Source organism: Catellatospora sp. NPDC049609 (assembly GCF_040675365.1).
Taxonomy (GTDB): Bacteria; Actinomycetota; Actinomycetes; order Mycobacteriales; family Micromonosporaceae; genus Catellatospora.
In genome coordinates, this window is record NZ_JBFAOU010000001.1 from 1 (window position 1) to 15,535 (window position 15,535).

Genomic DNA, 15,535 nt, shown 5'->3' on the forward strand with positions numbered 1-15,535 from the left:
CCGGGCCGGTGCCACGGGATCGCCCCGGGCACCCGGCCCGGCCGGCGGCGTGCCGGACGGCGGTCTCGGCGGACCACGCTCGGTAGGGTTTCACCATGACGGTGCCACGGGAGCAGCAGCGGGTGTTCGGCGAGGTCGCCGAGGCCTACGACGACGTCCGGCCGGGCTACCCGGCCGAGATCCTGGACCTGATCACCGCGTACGCGGTCCGGCCGCCGGGGTCCGTCGTGGAGTCCGGCGCGGGCACGGGCAAGGGCACCGCGCTGCTGCGTACCCTCGGCACACCGCTGACCTGCGTCGAACCCGATCCGGCGATGGCCGCGCTGCTGGCCCGCCGATACGACGGCGACGACCTGGTGACGGTCGCGGTCAGCCGGTTCGAGGACTGGACCCCGCCGGCGGGCGGCGTCGACCTGCTGGCCAGCGCGCAGGCCTGGCACTGGGTGGACCACACCCGGCGCACCCGGCTGGCGGCCGAGGCACTGGCCCCGGGCGGTGTGCTCGCGGTCTTCGGGCACGACTTCGGGTTCGCCGACGACGAGCTGCGCGTGGCGATGGACGCGGTCTACCACGAGCTCGCGCCGGAGATCGCGGACCAGCCGGGACGGCCGGTCAACACCCGCCATCCGGGCGCGTTCCACCCCGAGGAGCTGCGCGGTTCGCCGTGGTTCACCGATGTCGAGGAGCAGCGGGTGGTGACGGTGGTGCCGTACGACACCGGGCGCTACCTGACCCTGCTGTCCACGTTCTCGCCGCACCGGATGCTGCCGGAGCAGCAGCGGTCCCGCCTGCACGGGGCGCTGGCCGACCTCATCGACGAGCGCGGCGGGGTCGTGGCGCAGAAGCTGACGACGGCACTGTGGCTGGCGCGCCGGCTCGACTAGCGGCCGCGCACGGGTCCGCTACTCGATGCGGTCGACCACCGGGTCGGGGCGCTCGCCGAGGAACTCGATCCAGACCTGTTTGGCGCACGGGTAGTGCAGCGCCGCCTCGGCCAGTTCGAGGAATCCGGTCAGGGTGGCGACGAACCGCCGGGTCAGCTCCTCGTCGGCGAGGCCGCCGCTCGCGTCAAACGACTGATGGGCCTGGGCCAGCGAGAACATCTCCGGGTACACCCGGGCGCCCAGGTGCTCCAGCGGCACGCGCAGCGCCCACAGCCCCCGGTTGCCGCCGACCATGGACGGCGACGCCGACAGCAGCAGCACGTGACGGCCGGAGAAGGGCTGCGGCCGCAGCCGCGACGCCCAGTCGATCAGGTTCTTCAGGCCCGCCGGGACCGACGCGTTGTACTCCGGCGACGCGATGATCATCGCGTCCGTGTCGGTCAGCACCTCGCCGAACGCTCGGGCGGTCGGCGGCACGCCGGCGGTCGTCTCGATGTCGCCGTCGTAGAGCGGCAGCGGCCAGTCGCCCACCTGGGCGTGGCGCACCTGCGCGCCGAGCCGGGCCGCCTCCTGCGCCGCCAGCGTGGCCAGCGCGCGGTTCAACGAGTCCGTGCGCAACGAACCGCCGAGGGTCAGCACCCGGACGGGGCGGTGGGCGTGTGGCTCCATCCCCTCACTGAAGCATCCGGCGCGGCGACCCACAGGCGGTTACCCGAAACCTCCTGCCGGTCTGGCCGGGTCAGCGGCGCCGCGGTGCGCGAGCCACGGCCAGCCGCTCGGCGAGCAGCGTTTCGAGCTCCTCGATCGAACGCCGCTCCAGCAGCATGTCCCAGTGCGTACGCCGCGCCTTGGCGTGATCATCATCGTTGTCGGCGCCGCCGACGAGCCGGGCCACGCTCCCGTCGAACTTGCAGTCCCAGGTCCTGGGGGGCTCGACGTCCATGGCGAAGTGCACCTGGAAGCGGTGCTCGTTGGCGCAGCGGAACTCGCAGGTCTGCCGCGGGGCGAGCTCGCTCTCCCGGACGGGCATGGAACTGGCGGACATCAGCCGGTTTCCTCGTAACATGCGATCGGCCATACGGGGCTCCTCAAGGTTGGATCGGTGTCGGGCGATGCGACGACGCGAACAACCGCGAGCTCCTCGTAGCCCCTGGGTGTCCTCCAGCAGTTCCAGCTTCGGCGTGGCCGTTCCGCCAGCCTACGCCCGAAATCCCGGAATGCGGCCTCCGTGCTGATCACGTTTGCGAGACCCTGAGGTGGCGGACCCTTCCGCGCCGGCCGACGGCGCGACCGGAAGGCGTGGCTGCGCGCACCGGCCGGATCGGCCGGGGAGGAGGGGACCATGCCGCGCGAGCTCGTCGTCGTGGGCGCGCCGACCAGTGCCGGCAGCTACGCGCCCGGCCAGGAGGCGGCGCCCCGCGTGCTGCGCGAGCTCGGCCTGATCGACCAGCTGCGGGCGGCGGGCCGTCGGGTCCGCGACGCCGGGGACGGGCCGGTGCAGGTCTGGTCGCCGGACCGCCACCACCCGCACGTGCAGAACCTCGCCGCGGTGACGCGGGCGGTCGCCGCGGTCGCCGAGCAGGTCGCGGCGGCCCTGGAAGCCGACGCGGACGTGCTGGTCCTGGGCGGCAACTGCACGGTGGCGCTGGGCGTGATGAGCGCGCTGACCGCCCACGACCCGGACGCCGGGCTGCTGTACGTCGACCGGCACTTCGATCTCAACACCCCGCAGAGCACCACCGACGGTGCCCTCGACTGGATGGGCCTCGCCCACGCGTTGGACCTGCCGGACGCCGCCGAGCCGCTCGTCTCGGCGCTGGGGCACCGACCGCTGCTCACCCCGGCGCAGCTGTTCTACCTCGGCGTCGAGTACGCCGCCGCCACCCCGTGGGAGCGGGAACAGGCCGAACACCTGGGCCTGCGGTGGTCGTCGAGCGCCGCGCTGGCCGCGGAGCCGGCGGCCCAGGCGACCCGCGCCCTGGCCGCGCTGCCGCCCGGCGACCTGGCGGTGCACCTCGACGTCGACGTCCTGGATTTCACCGACGCGCCTCTGGCCGAGAGCACCGACGGCCGCAACACCGGCCCCTCGCTCGACAGCCTCCGGGCGGCGCTGCGCATCGCGTGTCGCGACCCGCGGTTCCGGGTGCTCTCGATCGGGGAGCTGAACCCGGCCCGCGCCGCGGGACACCCCGAGACGCTCACCCGGTTCGTCGCCTGCCTGCGCAACGCCCTCCGGCCGCCGCCTAGGGCACCGTGGTCAGCAGGGTGCGCAGCTCCGGCATGAGGAGCGCAATGTCGACCGGCCGGGTCGTGTCCACGGTCAGCACCGGCCCGCCGAGGTCGAGCGGGCCGCGGTAGGAGGCGCGGATCGTCGTGACGCGGTCGGCGAACTCCTCGTCGGTCAGGGCGGGGTCGAGATGCCCGGGATGGCGCCGACGCCGGCGGAACCGGTCCGCGGCGGTCTCCGCCGGGCACCGGCAGTGGACCTCGACGAGGGGTCCGAGACCCGGCAGGTGCCGAGCAGCCCAGTCGCGGTGCCACCAGTTGACCAGGACCGCCCCGAACGCCTCGCGCGCCGTGCTCAGCAGGATCTCGTCGGCGGCCCGGCTGAGCCGGCTGCGCCACGTGTGATCGCCCACGCCGAGGGAGTCGAACAGTGCCTCCAGGATCAGATCCTTGTCGATGAACGGAAGGTGTGTCCGCTCGGCCAGCTGCCGCCCGAGCGTAGTCTTTCCGCTGCCGGGCAGGCCCGACACGATGATGAACACGATGCCATCCTCGGCGGGCGGATGATCATCCGTCAACCACGGGCGACCGCCCGGCAGCCCGGGACGCGCGTGCCCCGCGCGCCTGTCCGCTGACGCCTACGATCGGGCGATGTCCTCCGAGCCACGGTCGCCGATGCCGCGACGCGACGCCTTGCACGTCCTGTTCTTCGGCGCTCCGGGTGCACCGGCGGCGCCGGTCCGGGTCTGGCCGCTGCTCGCGGCGACCGCCGCCGGGCTGGCCGTCCTCGCCTCCATGCACGGCATCTCCGGACTGCTGGGGGAGGGCCGCTGGCGGTGGGGGTTCAACGGTGCGGTGGTCGGCATCGGACTGGTGGTGCTGCTGCCGGTGCTGATCCGCCCCATCCGGCACCGCGGTCCGGCACTTCTGCTGGGCCTGGGTGTCGGCGTGCTGTTCTCGGTGGCGGCACAGGCCCTGCTCGGCACGCCGTCCGCCATCGCCGTGGCGCCGGCGCTGCTGGCCGGGGTGGCTTCGTTCGCGGGCGCCACCCACCTGCGGCACGGCTTCTTCCCGGGTGGTCGCGAATAGGCGAGCCGGCCGACGGTCAGTCGGGGAGCCGGCCGAGCGCGCCGGGGTTGCGGTTGGTCCAGTCGAGCAGCGGCCGTAGGGCGTCGAGCAGCTCCATGCCACGCGCGGAGGGCGCGTACAGGATCTGCACGGGCGTGCTGGGGATGACCTGGCGTTCCAGCAGGCCGACCTGCTCGAGCTCGCGAAGGCGCTGGGTGAGCACGCGGTCGGAGATGCCGCGGACGAAAGCACGGTACTGCCCGAAGCGGCGGGCGCCGTGCTGCCCGGCCAGCAGCACCATGCCGACCCAGCGGCGGCCGAGCAGTTCGAGCACCGGCTGGAACGAGCGGCACGCGGCGTCGCTGGGCTGGGTGTGCAGGTCGGTGGCGGTCTGCGCGGGAGTCACTTACCCATAGTAAGTAACTAACCAGGGTTTTGCCCAGCGCGGCCGGTGACGACAGGCTGGGGCGGTGAGACAACAACGATCAACGGACAATCCGCTGCTGGCGGAGCTGCGCTGGATCCACGACATGCTGCGCCGCGACCTGGCGACGGTGCGGCGGATCGCCGACGAGGCCGCCACCGGCGCTTCCGCCGCCCGGCTCCAGGAGGGCGTGCGGCGGCTGCAGAGCAACGGCCCGCTGTTCCAGCTCAAGGCCAACTGCCTGAGCTACTGCCAGGTCGTCCACCACCATCACCACCTGGAGAGCGCGCTGCTGTTCCCCGCCGTACGCCGCTCCGCGCCGCACCTGAAGGAGACGGTGGACCGGCTGGAGGCCGACCACCGGCTGGTGTCGGAGCTGCTCGACCAGGTCGAGGGGGCGGCTCGCGCCCTGGGTGGGGACGACGCGGCGGTGCGCGGCAAGCTGGTGGAGGCGCTGCGCACGCTGTCCGAGCACCTGCTGGCGCACCTGAAGTTCGAGGAGGAGTCGCTGGCGCCCGTGCTGGCGACCTGGCGGAGGTGGCCGTTCCATGGCTGAGCAGCTCCGGTTCGGCGTCGCGGTTACCCCCGACGCCGGTGACCCGGCCGCGATGACCGCGCTGGCCCAGGCCGCCGACGCGGCCGGACTCGACCTGGTCGCGGTACAGGACCATCCCTACCAGCCGGGCCACCTCGACACCTGGACGGCGCTGACCCATCTCGGCGCCCGCACCGAGCGGATCGGGCTGCTCACCGACGTGGCCGACCTGGCGCTGCGCCCGGCGCCGATGCTGGCCAAGGCCGCGGCGTCGCTGGACGTGCTGACCGGCGGCCGGGTCGAGCTCGGCGTCGGCTCCGGCGGGTTCCCGGACGCGGTCGCCGGCATGGGCGGCAACGCGGTGCGCGGCGGGCAGGCCGTGGAGTTCACGGCCGAGGCGCTGCCGCTGCTGCGTGCCGCCCTCGACGCCGAGTCCCCGATCGGCATGGACGGCCGCCACCACCGCGTCGCCGGATACCAGCCGGGGCCGGTCCCGCCGCACCGGATCCCGGTGTGGCTGGGCGCGCAGGGCCCGCGCATGCTCGGCCTGCTCGGTGAGCTCGCCGACGGCTGGATCTGCCCCCTGAACATCTACGTCCCACCGGCCGAGGTGCCCGCCAAGCAGGCCGTCATCGACCGCGCCGCGCTGGCGTCGGGTCGCCGGACCTCCGACGTACGCCGCCTCTACAACGTGCTCGGCATGATCGGCGACGGGTACCGGGGCAAGGGCTTGTTCGGTTCGGCCGAGGTGTGGGCGCAGACCCTCGCCGAGTGGGCGCGTGAGCTGCGCTTCGACACGTTCGTGTACTGGCCCGCCGGGTCGCAGCTGGACCAGCTGCGGCTGTTCGCGGACGAGGTCGTGCCGAGGGTGCGTGAGCTTCTCCGGTCCTGATCGGATCGGCGTCCGGCATCGAGCGAACCGGTCCGTTGTGGACCGGATCACTCGATGCGGGTCGGCCCACCGACGCGATCGGCCCGGATGCACGGTGGAAAAAGACCACCTGAACCGGCGCTGCCGCGCCCCTGCCCGCACATGGTTGCATTCGCACAGACCTATGGGGCGGGAGTCGTGCATGCGTACGTCGGTGAGGCAGCTCTGCGCGGTGCTGGTGGGTGTGCTGGTCGCGGTCGGGATCCCCGCCACCGCCGAGGCCGCGGACATCACGTACACCGCGTACACGTGGGGCGGCAACAGCCTGGGCCAGCTCGGCAACGGCACCACCACCTCCCGGCTGACGCCCGGCCCGGTCACCGCGGTGACCGACCTCGTGCAGATCGCCGGCGGCCGTGACCACGTCGTCGCGCTGGACGGGTCCGGCCGGGTGTGGACGTGGGGCGGCAACGCGTTCGGCCAGCTCGGGCTCGGCAACCTCACCAACCGGTCCACCCCGACGATCGTGCCCGGCCTGCCGGCCATCGTCGAGGTCGCCTCCGGCCACGACCACTCGCTGGCCCGCACCGCCGCCGGCACCGTCTACACCTGGGGCATGAACACGACCGGCCAGCTCGGCGACGGCTCCACCACCAACCGCACGTCACCGGTCCTGGTGTCCGGCCTGACCGACGCGGTCCGGATCGCCGCCGGGCGGGACATGAGCTACGCGATCCGCGCCAACGGCTGGGCCTCGGCGTGGGGACTCAACGACACCGGCGCGCTGGGCGACGGCACCACCACCAACCGCAGCACCCCGGTGCGCGTAGGCACGCTCACCGGCGTCGAGGCCATCGCGGGCGGCCGCAACCACGGCCTGGCCAAGCTGTCGAACGGGTCCCTGTGGGCCTGGGGCTGGAACGAGTACGGCCAGGTCGGCGACGGCACGCTGACCGACCGCACCTCGCCGGTGCAGATCATCGCGTCGGGCGTCACCGAGGTCATCGGCGGCGCCCACCACTCATACGCGCTGCGCTCCGACGGGCAGGTGCTGTCCTGGGGCCGCAACTACCGCTCGGAGCTGGGCGACGGCACCACCACCAACCGCACCCGGCCCGTCTCCGTCATCGGGGTGACCTCGGCCGTGTCCATCGCGTCCGGCCGCGACCACGGCCTCGCCGCGATGGCCGACGGCACCGTCATGAGCTGGGGCTACAACGCCAACGGCCAGCTCGGCGACGGCACCACCACCAGCCGCACCCGCGCCGTCACCGTGACCGGCCTGACCGGTGTCACCGTCGCGGGCGGCGGCGGCCAGGCGTACTCCACGGTCCTGGTCCCCAACGGCCCGCCCCCGCCGGACCAGGCGCCGACCGCCGCGTTCACGTTATCGTGCAACGCCCTGGCCTGCACGTTCAACGGCAGCACCTCGTCCGACCCGGACGGCGTGGTCACCGCGTACGCCTGGACGTTCGGTGACGGCGCGACCGGCACCGGCGCGAACCCGGCCCACGGCTACGGCGCGGCGGGCAGCTACCCGGTGACGCTGACCGTGACCGACGACGACGGCCTGACCGGCGCCCTGACCCGCACCGTCACCGTCACGGACACCCCGCCGCCGGTCGGCGACGTCACGTTCCGGGCCGCGGCGGGCACCGACGCCAACACCATGACGCCGTCGGTCACGGTGCCCGGCAGCGTGCAGGCGGGCGACACGCTCGTGCTGTTCCTGGCCGGCAACCGCGCCGCGACCACCACCACGCCCGCCGGCTGGACGCTGCTCGGCACCCGCAGTGACGGCACCGACCTGCGCTCGTGGGTGTTCACCCGGACCGCAGCCGCCGGCACCGCCGGGTCGACGGTGAGCACCACCCTCGACGCCTTCACCAAGGCGAGCCTGGTGGTGGTGGCGTACTCGGGCGCCGGGCCGGTCACGGTCACCGGCTCGCTGGAGGACACCGCGACCACGACCGGGCACCCGATGGCGTCGGTGGCCGTCGCGACCACCGGGTCCACCGTGGTGAGCTACTGGGTGCAGAAGCTGAGCACCACCGGTTCCTGGACGGTGCCGGGCACGGTGATCCCGCGCACCTCGACGTCCGGCAGCGGCGGCGGGCAGCTGTCCACCGTCGTGGGCGACACGGGCGACGTCGCCGCGGGCACGTGGCCCGGGGTCACCGCGACCAGCAGCGTCGCCTCGGCCCGCGCTATCGGCTGGAGCGTCGTTCTCCCGCCCGCCTGAACCCGGAGGGTTGCGCATTCACTGAGACGGCATCCGCGGACCCCATTCCGCCAGAGCGAGCAAGAACACCGCCGAGCCCCATCCAGAAAGCTAATAATGGCGCGAACGAGAAGTAAGTCTCCGGGCAAAGCCGTCGAGCGCTCTAATCAAGATCGCGACAGCGTGGGACGGGAGTCCGCTGCGCCTGAAGTCGGGCACAACAAGAGATTCTGGACCTCCCTGGTGATTCCGGCTTTGGCTGGCCTGCTGGGGGCTTTCGCGGGTGCGTGGGCTAGTTACGAGGGTGCTGCGGATGCGGCCGCGAGGGAAATTGCAGCAAACAGCAAAGCAGAGCAGCGCGCGCTTCGGGCCTCCACCTATCAACATTTCCTCGATGAAATCGACCTTGCCGCGACTTGGATGAAATTGATCTCCCACTGTAAGGATCCTGCTGCGGCACCGAATGCGGCAGAAGTCCTGATATGGGTTTCAAACGGAAACTGTCAGTACTACAACGACTCATACAGAACGAAGGAGTCCGCGATGCTGACGGTCATTCGTGAGGTTCGCACTCACGGTGATCGGGAAGCGTATGACCTCGCGCGTGAGATTCACGCGACGGTGTTCGTATCCGACGATGTATTCCGGCGAGGCGTTGCTGAGCGCCTGAAGACATATAGTGACCAGCGGATTCGTTTCGAAGCCCTGATGTGCCGTCAGACTGCGGTCGTCGAATCCCCGAACTGCTGACTCGCTGCCTGGCCCGGCGCGGCGTGAGGAAAGCGACCCACCCCTGCGGCTTGACGGGGGGTCGGTGCTTGAACGCAGTCGATCGCGGGGCCCCGACAGCGGTGGGCGCGGCGGTCCGCCGGCCAAGCGAGCGGGGGTCGGGGCGGGCTGGCACAGTACGCCGGTGGGTTACTTCGGCACGCATTTTCTGGCCCGGTGCGCGGCGCTGGGCGAGCTGGCCTGCGTCCAGGCGATCGAGGGCGAGCAGCTGCGCGAGCATGCGCATTCCGGCGGCTGGCGGCACGGCAGCGTGGCGGGACGCGACTACACCGATCCGGGGGATCTGGCGGCGGCGCTGGTCGCCGCGACGGGCGCGCCCGCCCTGGCGATGTACGTCTTCGACAGCGACTTCGCCACCGTGCACCTCGACAGCCCCCAGGGCGTCAGGCACTGGTTCTACCTGGACCCGGAAGCGGCCATGGAGATCTTCGAGGACTTCGACGATCCGGTCGAGCCGCCGCCGCCGGCCGAGACCGTCGCCGAGCTGCGGCGCTGGGCGGCCGAGGCCGGGCTGGTGGCGGGCACCGCGGCGGAGCTGGAGGCCGCGGTGCGCAGTGGTCTCGGACCGTCCGGCGGCGTCCAGCATCTCTACCGGGCGCTCGGGGTGCCGGTCGCGGGAGCAGCCGGGAGCCCGCCGGCCGCATGACCGTCCGATCGCAGGCGGGCCGCCCGCCTGGCCTGCTGGATCAGGTGCCCAGCGCGTGATCTGACTCACGGATGTCACAAACCGCCGGACGCCCGGTGTCTTGAGGCCGCACCTTGAGACGAAGGAGAGGCCATGGCCGAGAACACCGATGTCATCGTGGTCGGCGGCGGATACGCGGGCGTGATGGCGGCCAACCGTCTGACGCGGCGCGACGGCGTGACCGTGACCCTGATCAACCCGCGACCGGCCTTCGTCGAGCGGATCCGCCTGCACCAGCTCATCGCCGGATCCGACGACGCGGTCGTGGACTACCGGACCATCCTGGCCGGCGGCGTCCGGCTCGTGGTCGACACCGTGACCCGCATCGACGCGGCCGGCCGCGAGGTGAGCCTGGCGGGCGGCGGCACCCTCGGGTACGACTACCTGATCTACGCCGTGGGCAGCGGCAGCGCCGACCCGCGCGTGCCCGGTGCGGCGGAGCACGCCTACCCGGTCGCCACCCTGGAGGAGGCGCGGCGGCTGCGGCCGGTCGTCGACGCCGCACCGGCCTCCGCCGCGCTGACGGTCGTGGGCGCCGGGTCGACCGGCCTGGAAACCGCTGCCGAGCTGGCCGAGGCGGGCCGGCAGGTGACCCTCGTGTGCGGTGCGGTGCTCGGGCCGTACCTGCACCCGCGTGCCCGGCGCGCGGTGGCCACGCGGCTGGTCAGGCTCGGGGTGACCGTGCTCGCGGGCCCCGGCGCGACGGTGACGGGCGTGACCGGTGACGCGGTCCGGCTCGCCGACGGACGCGAGCTGCCCAGCGCCGTCACCATCTGGACCGCGGGATTCGGCGTGCCGGATCTGGCCGCCCGCAGCGGGCTGCGCACGGATGCGCTGGGGCGCCTGCTCACCGACGAGACGCTTACGAGCGTGGACGACGCACGCGTGGTCGCGGCCGGGGACGCGGCGGCGCCGTCGGACCTGCCGGTGCGGATGAGCTGCCAGTCCGCGGTGCAGCTGGGCCCGCAGGCCGCCGAGACGGTGCTGAGCCGGATCGCGGGCGAGCAGCCCGCCGGCTTCCACGTCGGGTTCGCCGGCCAGTGCCTCAGCCTGGGCCGCCACGCCGGAGTCGTCCAGTACGCCCGCAAGGACGACACCGTGACGCGGGTGTTCCTCCTCGGCGGGCGGCCCATGGCGATGCTCAAGGAGGCCGTCTGCAAGAGCACCGTCTGGCAGCTGGCCCACGAGGCCCGCCGGCCCGGTTCGCTCAACCTGTGGTTCCAGGACCGCCGGCGCCGGAAGGTGCTGGCGGCCAGGGCGGGCGAGGCGCCGGCGGTCGCCGGCCGGGCGGCCTGAGGAGGAGCACCGAAATGAGCGACCACGCCGGCGACCCGGCTACCGAGGCCTTCGTGGCCCACCGGAACCTGCTCTTCACCGTCGCCTACGAGATCCTCGGCTCGGCGGCCGACGCGGAGGACGTGCTGCAGGAGACCTGGCTGCGCTGGGTCAAGGTCGCGCTGGATCAGGTACGCGACCAGCGCGCCTACCTGATCCGGATCACCACCCGACAGTCGCTCAACCGGCTGCGCACCATGCAGCGGCGCCGGGAGGCGTACGTCGGTCCCTGGCTGCCCGAGCCGCTGCGCACCGCGCCGGACACGGCCGAGGACGCCGCGCTGGCCGAGAGCGTGTCGATGGCGATGATGCTCGTGCTGGAGACGCTCTCGCCGACCGAGCGCGCCGTCTTCGTGCTGCGTGAGGCGTTCGAGGTCGGCTACGACGAGATCGCGGCGGCCGTCGACAAGAGCCCGGCGGCCGTCCGCCAGATCGCGCACCGGGCGCGGCGGCACGTCGACGCCCGCCGCCCGCGCAAGGCGGTCTCGGCGGGCGAGCAGCGGGCGGTGCTGGAGGCGTTCCAGCGCGCGGTCGAGACCAGCGACCTGCGGGGGCTGCTCGACGTGCTCGCGCCGGACGTGGTCGTGGTCAGCGACGGCGGCGGCGTCAAGCAGGCCGCGCTGCGGCCGGTCGTCGGCGTGGACAGGGCGGTCCGCATGTTCGTCGGCAACGTGCAGCGGGTCGGCGGCACGCTCACCACCGAGCCGACCGTGATCAACGGCAACCCGGCACTGCTGTTCCGCTTCGACGGGGAGCTCGACGGCGTCGCCGCGCTGCGCATCGAGGATGCCCGCGTGACCGGCCTCTACTACGTCCGCAACCCGGAGAAGCTGTCCCGCGTCGAGTCTGAGACCCCGCTGACCCTGCACTGAGGTATCCGGGACCAGCGGCGGTCCAGGGCCGTACTTCGCGGCGTGCGATCCGGGCGTGTCACCAGAACAGGCGGAGTGGCGGGTGGCAGCGGCGGTCGTAGAAGTCGCGCAGCCACGGCTGCCGCACCGCGGGCAGCCTCGCCAGCGTCGCCGCGAACACCGCCTCGTCGGGTGTGAAATGCCAGTACGGCAGCAGCGGCAGCGGGTCGTCCCGGAGGATGCCGGTGGGCAGTTCGCCGGCTCCCGGCACGCGGAGGTCACGTGGGCAGGCCAGCTGCGCCCACACGTCCCAGGAGAGCGGCACCACGTCCACGGCCTCGGGCGGCGTCCAGCGCTCGCCGGTCTGCGGGTGCCGCGGGACCAGGGCGATGTCCGCGACGGTGGCGGGCAGGCCCGGCCCGGCCAGGGTCAGCGACCGCACCGGCGGCCCCGGCGGGAGTATCGCGTCGAGCGCCCGCCTGAAGACGGTCGCGACGAGGCCGCCGGGCACGGTGACCTGCGTACCCGCCGAGGCGGCGAGCAGGTGGGCAAGGGTGGCTCCGGCGGCGGCGGACCACACCGGGCTCCAATACCCGCCCTGCTCGATCGGCGGGATACCGGGCCGTTCCCGCAGCAGGTCGTGCCAGTCGAGCGTCCGGTGCGCGGGGGCGCCGTCGGTGACGGGGTCGACCGCCCGCGGGTCCAGCCACACCGTCTGCCACAGCCCGCAGTCGTCGGTGCGGCTCGCGACCGGCAGTCCACACCGGTCGCACGCCATGTTGGGCCCGTCCCGGCCGTCGAGTCCGCAGCAGTAGCCGTCGAGCCGGCCTGGGATGAAGACGGTCCCGCGGATGTCGCCCGGTGCGATCACGACGGCTCGGCGCGGCCCGCCCGAGACGGTGTAGACCGGCGCGTACACCCCCTGGTCCGCGGCCGCGTCCGCCCCCACCTCGGCCCATGGCAGCCAGGGCTGCCCGGAGGGTTCGGGTTCCACCGCGTAGGTGCCGGGGTCCATCAGCACGCCCAGCAGGCCGTAGCCGTACTGCTGGTGGGCGTGATCTGGAAGCGCCACCTGCGACAGCGGTGGGGTCAGCGGGGCACCGCAGCCCGCACACACGAACACCGTCATGCGACCTCCCGGGCGCAGCATGCCGCAGCCCGCCAGCGTGCGCACCGGATTTTCCGGCACCGAGCGTCCCTAGGCGAGGGCGAACTCCAGCTGCTCGACGGCCATCCGCACGGCGGCGTCGACGCCGAACCGGTAGTCGAGGTCGAGCGAGCGCGGGCCGGCCTCGCCCGCGTGGTGGCTGACCAGGGTGACCCGCAGCGGCCCGACACGCGGCTCGTACTCGTCCAGGGCGGCGTGCGCGGCCGCGACCGCGAGCTGCGGCACCCGGGCCAGGTCGGCATCGGACAGGCGCTCGGTGGCCGGGTGCCGGTCGAAGCCGGGGGCCGTGCTCACCAGGCGCTCGGGCGCGGGCGCGACCTCGACGGTGATCGCGGCGTCGCGCCAGCCGTCGTCCCCGACCGGGCTGGTCAGCCGGACGACCGGGCCGGTGGCGGTGTGCGTGACCCACTCGGCCACCATGCGGTGCGGGAGCATGTCGATCGCGCGTTTGACCGCCCGCGACGTGGCGGCCTGCATCGCGCCGTAGCCGGAGTCGACGATGTGCAGGTAGTGCTTGAGCAGCACCACACGCAGCGGGCCGGTGCGGTACTCGTACTCGATCAGCGTGCTGCGCGCCCCCTTGAGCGCGCCCGCGGTCAGCTCCGCCACCCACCGGGGGTCGGCGAGGTCCGCGCGCAGGTGCTCCTCGTGCGGGCCGCGGGCGTCGATGAAGTCCTCGGCGACGGTGAGGCTGCTCTGCTCGGCGAGCTCCACATCGACGGTCACCTTGACCCCGGCGTAGCAGCTGCCGCTCATCGGCTTGTTCGCGACCTGCACCATGGTCGGTCACGGTAGCAGCGGGGAGCAGCCTGCGCCGCATGGTTTCCCGGGCTCGGCCGACCCTACCGTTAACAATATGAGCTATTCGACAGTACAAAGTTAACAGTGGTCTTCCTAGATTCCAGGAATGGCTAACAGATCCACATTGATCACTACGGTGATCGCCGCGACGGGCCTGGCCGCTGCCCTGCTCGTCGCGCCGACCGCGCTGGCCGGCAGCACCGCCCCCGCCGGCGCACCCGTGCACGCCGACCGCGGCATGGTCGCCGAACTCGCCCGCACCCTGGGCGTCAGCCCCGACCAGGCGCTGGCCCGGCTGGGCCGCGAGGCAGCCTTCGCCCGCGTCGAGGCCGGCCTGCGCCGCGCGCTCGGGGACGGCTTCGGCGGCGCCTACCTGGACACGGACGCCTCGGTCCTGACCGTCGCCGTCACCCGCCGCGCCGACGGCGCCCGCGTACGTGCCGCCGGAGCCAGCCCGGTCGTCGTCGAGCGCAGCGAGGCCCGGCTCGCCGAGTCGGCCGCCCGCCTCGACCGCCGCGCCACCACCGCACCGCGCCAGGTGCCGGGCTGGTACCCGGACGTGCGCACCAACCAGGTCGTGGTCATGTACCGCGACGGCGCCCTCGACGCGGCGCGCACCTGGGCCGCGGCGAGCGGCCTGGACGGCGCGACCGTGCGGTACGAGGCCAGCGCGGAGCAGCCGCAGCCGCTGATCGACGTCATCGGCGGCAACGCCTACTACATCGGCAGCGGCACCCGCTGCTCGGTCGGGTTCGCCGTCACCGGCGGCTTCGTCACCGCCGGGCACTGCGGCGGCACCGGCGCCACCACCACCCAGCCCAGCGGCACCTTCGCCGGGTCCAGCTTCCCCGGCAACGACTACGCCTGGGTGCGCACCGCCGCCGGCAACACGCCCCGCGCGCTGGTCAACCGCTACTCCGGCACCGTGCCGGTGGCCGGCTCGCAGGCCGCCGGGGTCGGCGCGTCGGTGTGCCGGTCCGGCTCCACCACCGGCTGGCACTGCGGCACGATCAACGCGCTCAACAGCTCGGTCACCTACCCGCAGGGCACCGTCACCGGTCTGATCCGGACCAACGTGTGTGCCGAGCCCGGCGACTCCGGCGGCTCGCTCATCGCCGGTGACCAGGCGCAGGGCGTCACCTCGGGTGGCTCGGGCAACTGCAGCTCCGGCGGCACCACGTACTTCCAGCCGGTCAACGAGATCCTGCAGACGTACGGCCTGACGCTCACCGTCAGCGGCGGCACGCCGCCGACCACGGGCCCGACCCCGACCGCCGGCCCGACCGGTCCGCCGCCTGGCTGCGGCGGCCTGCCGGGCTGGAGCTCGACGACGGCGTACGCACCCGGTGCGACCGTGGCGCACCTCGGCCGCCGGTACGAGTCGACCTGGTGGTCCACCGGCGCCGAACCCGGCGCGGCCGGCTCCTGGGCCGTCTGGTCCGACCGGGGAGCCTGCTGAACAAAAGGGGGAGGGGCGGCCGCGCGACATGGGGGCGGCCGCCCCGGTCATGCACCAGGGGTGGGCCCGACCAGCCGGTAGGGCCCACCGAGGCGAGGGGCCTCCGGGCGCGGCCGGCCGCCGTACGGTGGATTCATCAGGCATAGCTGCGTGATCTGATGCGACCTGGTGGATTCCACCGTCCCGCCAGAAAATCTGCGAACGCCGTGTCGATCCGG

Annotated in this window: 17 protein-coding genes; 11 read left to right on the forward strand and 6 right to left on the reverse strand. The window is 73.2% G+C overall.

The window, feature by feature from the left end:
* Positions 1 to 95 precede the first annotated feature (95 nt).
* The gene (locus AB0J67_RS00005) at positions 96 to 884 is read left to right on the forward strand and encodes a class I SAM-dependent methyltransferase (RefSeq protein WP_363474494.1); all 789 of its coding nucleotides are present in this window, start codon (positions 96 to 98) and stop codon (positions 882 to 884) included.
* Between the two features lie 18 nt (positions 885 to 902).
* Here AB0J67_RS00005 and AB0J67_RS00010 read toward each other — a convergent pair whose 3' ends face one another.
* Positions 903 to 1,553, reverse strand: a complete 651-nt coding sequence (locus tag AB0J67_RS00010) for an NAD(P)H-dependent oxidoreductase (protein WP_363474496.1) — start codon at positions 1,551 to 1,553, stop codon at positions 903 to 905.
* Between the two features lie 70 nt (positions 1,554 to 1,623).
* Positions 1,624 to 1,962 carry an RNA polymerase-binding protein RbpA gene (locus AB0J67_RS00015; protein ID WP_363474498.1) on the reverse strand — a complete coding sequence of 113 codons (339 nt, stop codon included), beginning with the start codon at positions 1,960 to 1,962 and terminating at the stop codon, positions 1,624 to 1,626.
* A 264-nt stretch (positions 1,963 to 2,226) separates the two neighbouring features.
* Between AB0J67_RS00015 and AB0J67_RS00020 the strand changes: the two genes are divergently transcribed.
* Positions 2,227 to 3,168: an arginase family protein gene (locus tag AB0J67_RS00020; RefSeq protein ID WP_363474500.1), complete on the forward strand. Its 942-nt coding sequence runs from the start codon at positions 2,227 to 2,229 to the stop codon at positions 3,166 to 3,168.
* Here the strand turns inward: AB0J67_RS00020 and AB0J67_RS00025 are convergent.
* Entirely contained in the window at positions 3,128 to 3,652 is a 525-nt protein-coding gene (locus AB0J67_RS00025) for an AAA family ATPase (protein WP_363474502.1), read from the reverse strand. The genes AB0J67_RS00020 and AB0J67_RS00025 overlap by 41 nt on opposite strands.
* A gap of 109 nt (positions 3,653 to 3,761) precedes the next feature.
* Here AB0J67_RS00025 and AB0J67_RS00030 point away from each other — a divergent pair, with 109 nt between their 5' ends.
* Positions 3,762 to 4,199: a hypothetical protein gene (locus tag AB0J67_RS00030; RefSeq protein ID WP_363474504.1), complete on the forward strand. Its 438-nt coding sequence runs from the start codon at positions 3,762 to 3,764 to the stop codon at positions 4,197 to 4,199.
* 16 nt (positions 4,200 to 4,215) lie between these two features.
* On the opposite strand, the gene AB0J67_RS00035 is transcribed toward AB0J67_RS00030, so the two are convergent.
* Entirely contained in the window at positions 4,216 to 4,584 is a 369-nt protein-coding gene (locus AB0J67_RS00035) for a helix-turn-helix domain-containing protein (protein ID WP_363474506.1), read from the reverse strand.
* A gap of 64 nt (positions 4,585 to 4,648) precedes the next feature.
* Between AB0J67_RS00035 and AB0J67_RS00040 the strand changes: the two genes are divergently transcribed.
* From AB0J67_RS00040 to AB0J67_RS00070, 7 genes are all read left to right on the forward strand, one after another.
* Positions 4,649 to 5,158 (forward strand): hemerythrin domain-containing protein, encoded by a 510-nt coding sequence (locus AB0J67_RS00040; RefSeq protein WP_363474508.1) that lies wholly within the window; start codon positions 4,649 to 4,651, stop codon positions 5,156 to 5,158.
* Positions 5,151 to 6,029 (forward strand): LLM class flavin-dependent oxidoreductase, encoded by an 879-nt coding sequence (locus tag AB0J67_RS00045; RefSeq protein WP_363474510.1) that lies wholly within the window; start codon positions 5,151 to 5,153, stop codon positions 6,027 to 6,029. The genes AB0J67_RS00040 and AB0J67_RS00045 overlap by 8 nt, the downstream gene beginning before the upstream one ends.
* 181 nt (positions 6,030 to 6,210) lie before the next feature.
* Complete coding sequence (locus AB0J67_RS00050; RefSeq protein WP_363474512.1) at positions 6,211 to 8,250, forward strand: PKD domain-containing protein; 2,040 nt, start codon at positions 6,211 to 6,213, stop codon at positions 8,248 to 8,250.
* Between the two features lie 162 nt (positions 8,251 to 8,412).
* The gene (locus AB0J67_RS00055) at positions 8,413 to 8,979 is read left to right on the forward strand and encodes a hypothetical protein (protein WP_363474514.1); all 567 of its coding nucleotides are present in this window, start codon (positions 8,413 to 8,415) and stop codon (positions 8,977 to 8,979) included.
* A gap of 163 nt (positions 8,980 to 9,142) precedes the next feature.
* Positions 9,143 to 9,664 carry a hypothetical protein gene (locus tag AB0J67_RS00060; RefSeq protein ID WP_363474516.1) on the forward strand — a complete coding sequence of 174 codons (522 nt, stop codon included), beginning with the start codon at positions 9,143 to 9,145 and terminating at the stop codon, positions 9,662 to 9,664.
* A 132-nt stretch (positions 9,665 to 9,796) separates the two neighbouring features.
* On the forward strand, positions 9,797 to 10,999 hold the full coding sequence (locus AB0J67_RS00065) for an FAD-dependent oxidoreductase (RefSeq protein ID WP_363474518.1): 1,203 nt from the start codon (positions 9,797 to 9,799) through the stop codon (positions 10,997 to 10,999).
* Between the two features lie 14 nt (positions 11,000 to 11,013).
* Positions 11,014 to 11,910: an RNA polymerase sigma-70 factor gene (locus tag AB0J67_RS00070; RefSeq protein WP_363474520.1), complete on the forward strand. Its 897-nt coding sequence runs from the start codon at positions 11,014 to 11,016 to the stop codon at positions 11,908 to 11,910.
* A gap of 58 nt (positions 11,911 to 11,968) precedes the next feature.
* Here the strand turns inward: AB0J67_RS00070 and AB0J67_RS00075 are convergent, their stop codons facing one another.
* Positions 11,969 to 13,018 (reverse strand): hypothetical protein, encoded by a 1,050-nt coding sequence (locus tag AB0J67_RS00075; protein ID WP_363474521.1) that lies wholly within the window; start codon positions 13,016 to 13,018, stop codon positions 11,969 to 11,971.
* Between the two features lie 69 nt (positions 13,019 to 13,087).
* Positions 13,088 to 13,837, reverse strand: coding sequence for a hypothetical protein (locus tag AB0J67_RS00080; RefSeq protein WP_363474523.1), 750 nt, complete (start codon positions 13,835 to 13,837; stop codon positions 13,088 to 13,090).
* A 127-nt stretch (positions 13,838 to 13,964) separates the two neighbouring features.
* On the opposite strand from AB0J67_RS00080, the gene AB0J67_RS00085 reads away from it, so the two are divergent.
* The gene (locus AB0J67_RS00085) at positions 13,965 to 15,317 is read left to right on the forward strand and encodes an alpha-lytic protease prodomain-containing protein (protein WP_363474524.1); all 1,353 of its coding nucleotides are present in this window, start codon (positions 13,965 to 13,967) and stop codon (positions 15,315 to 15,317) included.
* Positions 15,318 to 15,535: the final 218 nt, after the last annotated feature.

Coding starts and splice junctions, on each gene's coding strand:
- AB0J67_RS00030 (WP_363474504.1), top strand. CDS start 3,762: ATGTCCTCCGAGCCACGGTCGCCGATGCCGCGACGCGACGCCTTGCAC.
- AB0J67_RS00045 (WP_363474510.1), top strand. CDS start 5,151: ATGGCTGAGCAGCTCCGGTTCGGCGTCGCGGTTACCCCCGACGCCGGT.
- AB0J67_RS00070 (WP_363474520.1), top strand. CDS start 11,014: ATGAGCGACCACGCCGGCGACCCGGCTACCGAGGCCTTCGTGGCCCAC.
- AB0J67_RS00020 (WP_363474500.1), top strand. CDS start 2,227: ATGCCGCGCGAGCTCGTCGTCGTGGGCGCGCCGACCAGTGCCGGCAGC.
- AB0J67_RS00085 (WP_363474524.1), top strand. CDS start 13,965: ATGGCTAACAGATCCACATTGATCACTACGGTGATCGCCGCGACGGGC.
- AB0J67_RS00065 (WP_363474518.1), top strand. CDS start 9,797: ATGGCCGAGAACACCGATGTCATCGTGGTCGGCGGCGGATACGCGGGC.
- AB0J67_RS00050 (WP_363474512.1), top strand. CDS start 6,211: ATGCGTACGTCGGTGAGGCAGCTCTGCGCGGTGCTGGTGGGTGTGCTG.
- AB0J67_RS00080 (WP_363474523.1), bottom strand. CDS start 13,837: ATGGTGCAGGTCGCGAACAAGCCGATGAGCGGCAGCTGCTACGCCGGG.
- AB0J67_RS00015 (WP_363474498.1), bottom strand. CDS start 1,962: ATGGCCGATCGCATGTTACGAGGAAACCGGCTGATGTCCGCCAGTTCC.
- AB0J67_RS00005 (WP_363474494.1), top strand. CDS start 96: ATGACGGTGCCACGGGAGCAGCAGCGGGTGTTCGGCGAGGTCGCCGAG.
- AB0J67_RS00010 (WP_363474496.1), bottom strand. CDS start 1,553: ATGGAGCCACACGCCCACCGCCCCGTCCGGGTGCTGACCCTCGGCGGT.
- AB0J67_RS00075 (WP_363474521.1), bottom strand. CDS start 13,018: ATGACGGTGTTCGTGTGTGCGGGCTGCGGTGCCCCGCTGACCCCACCG.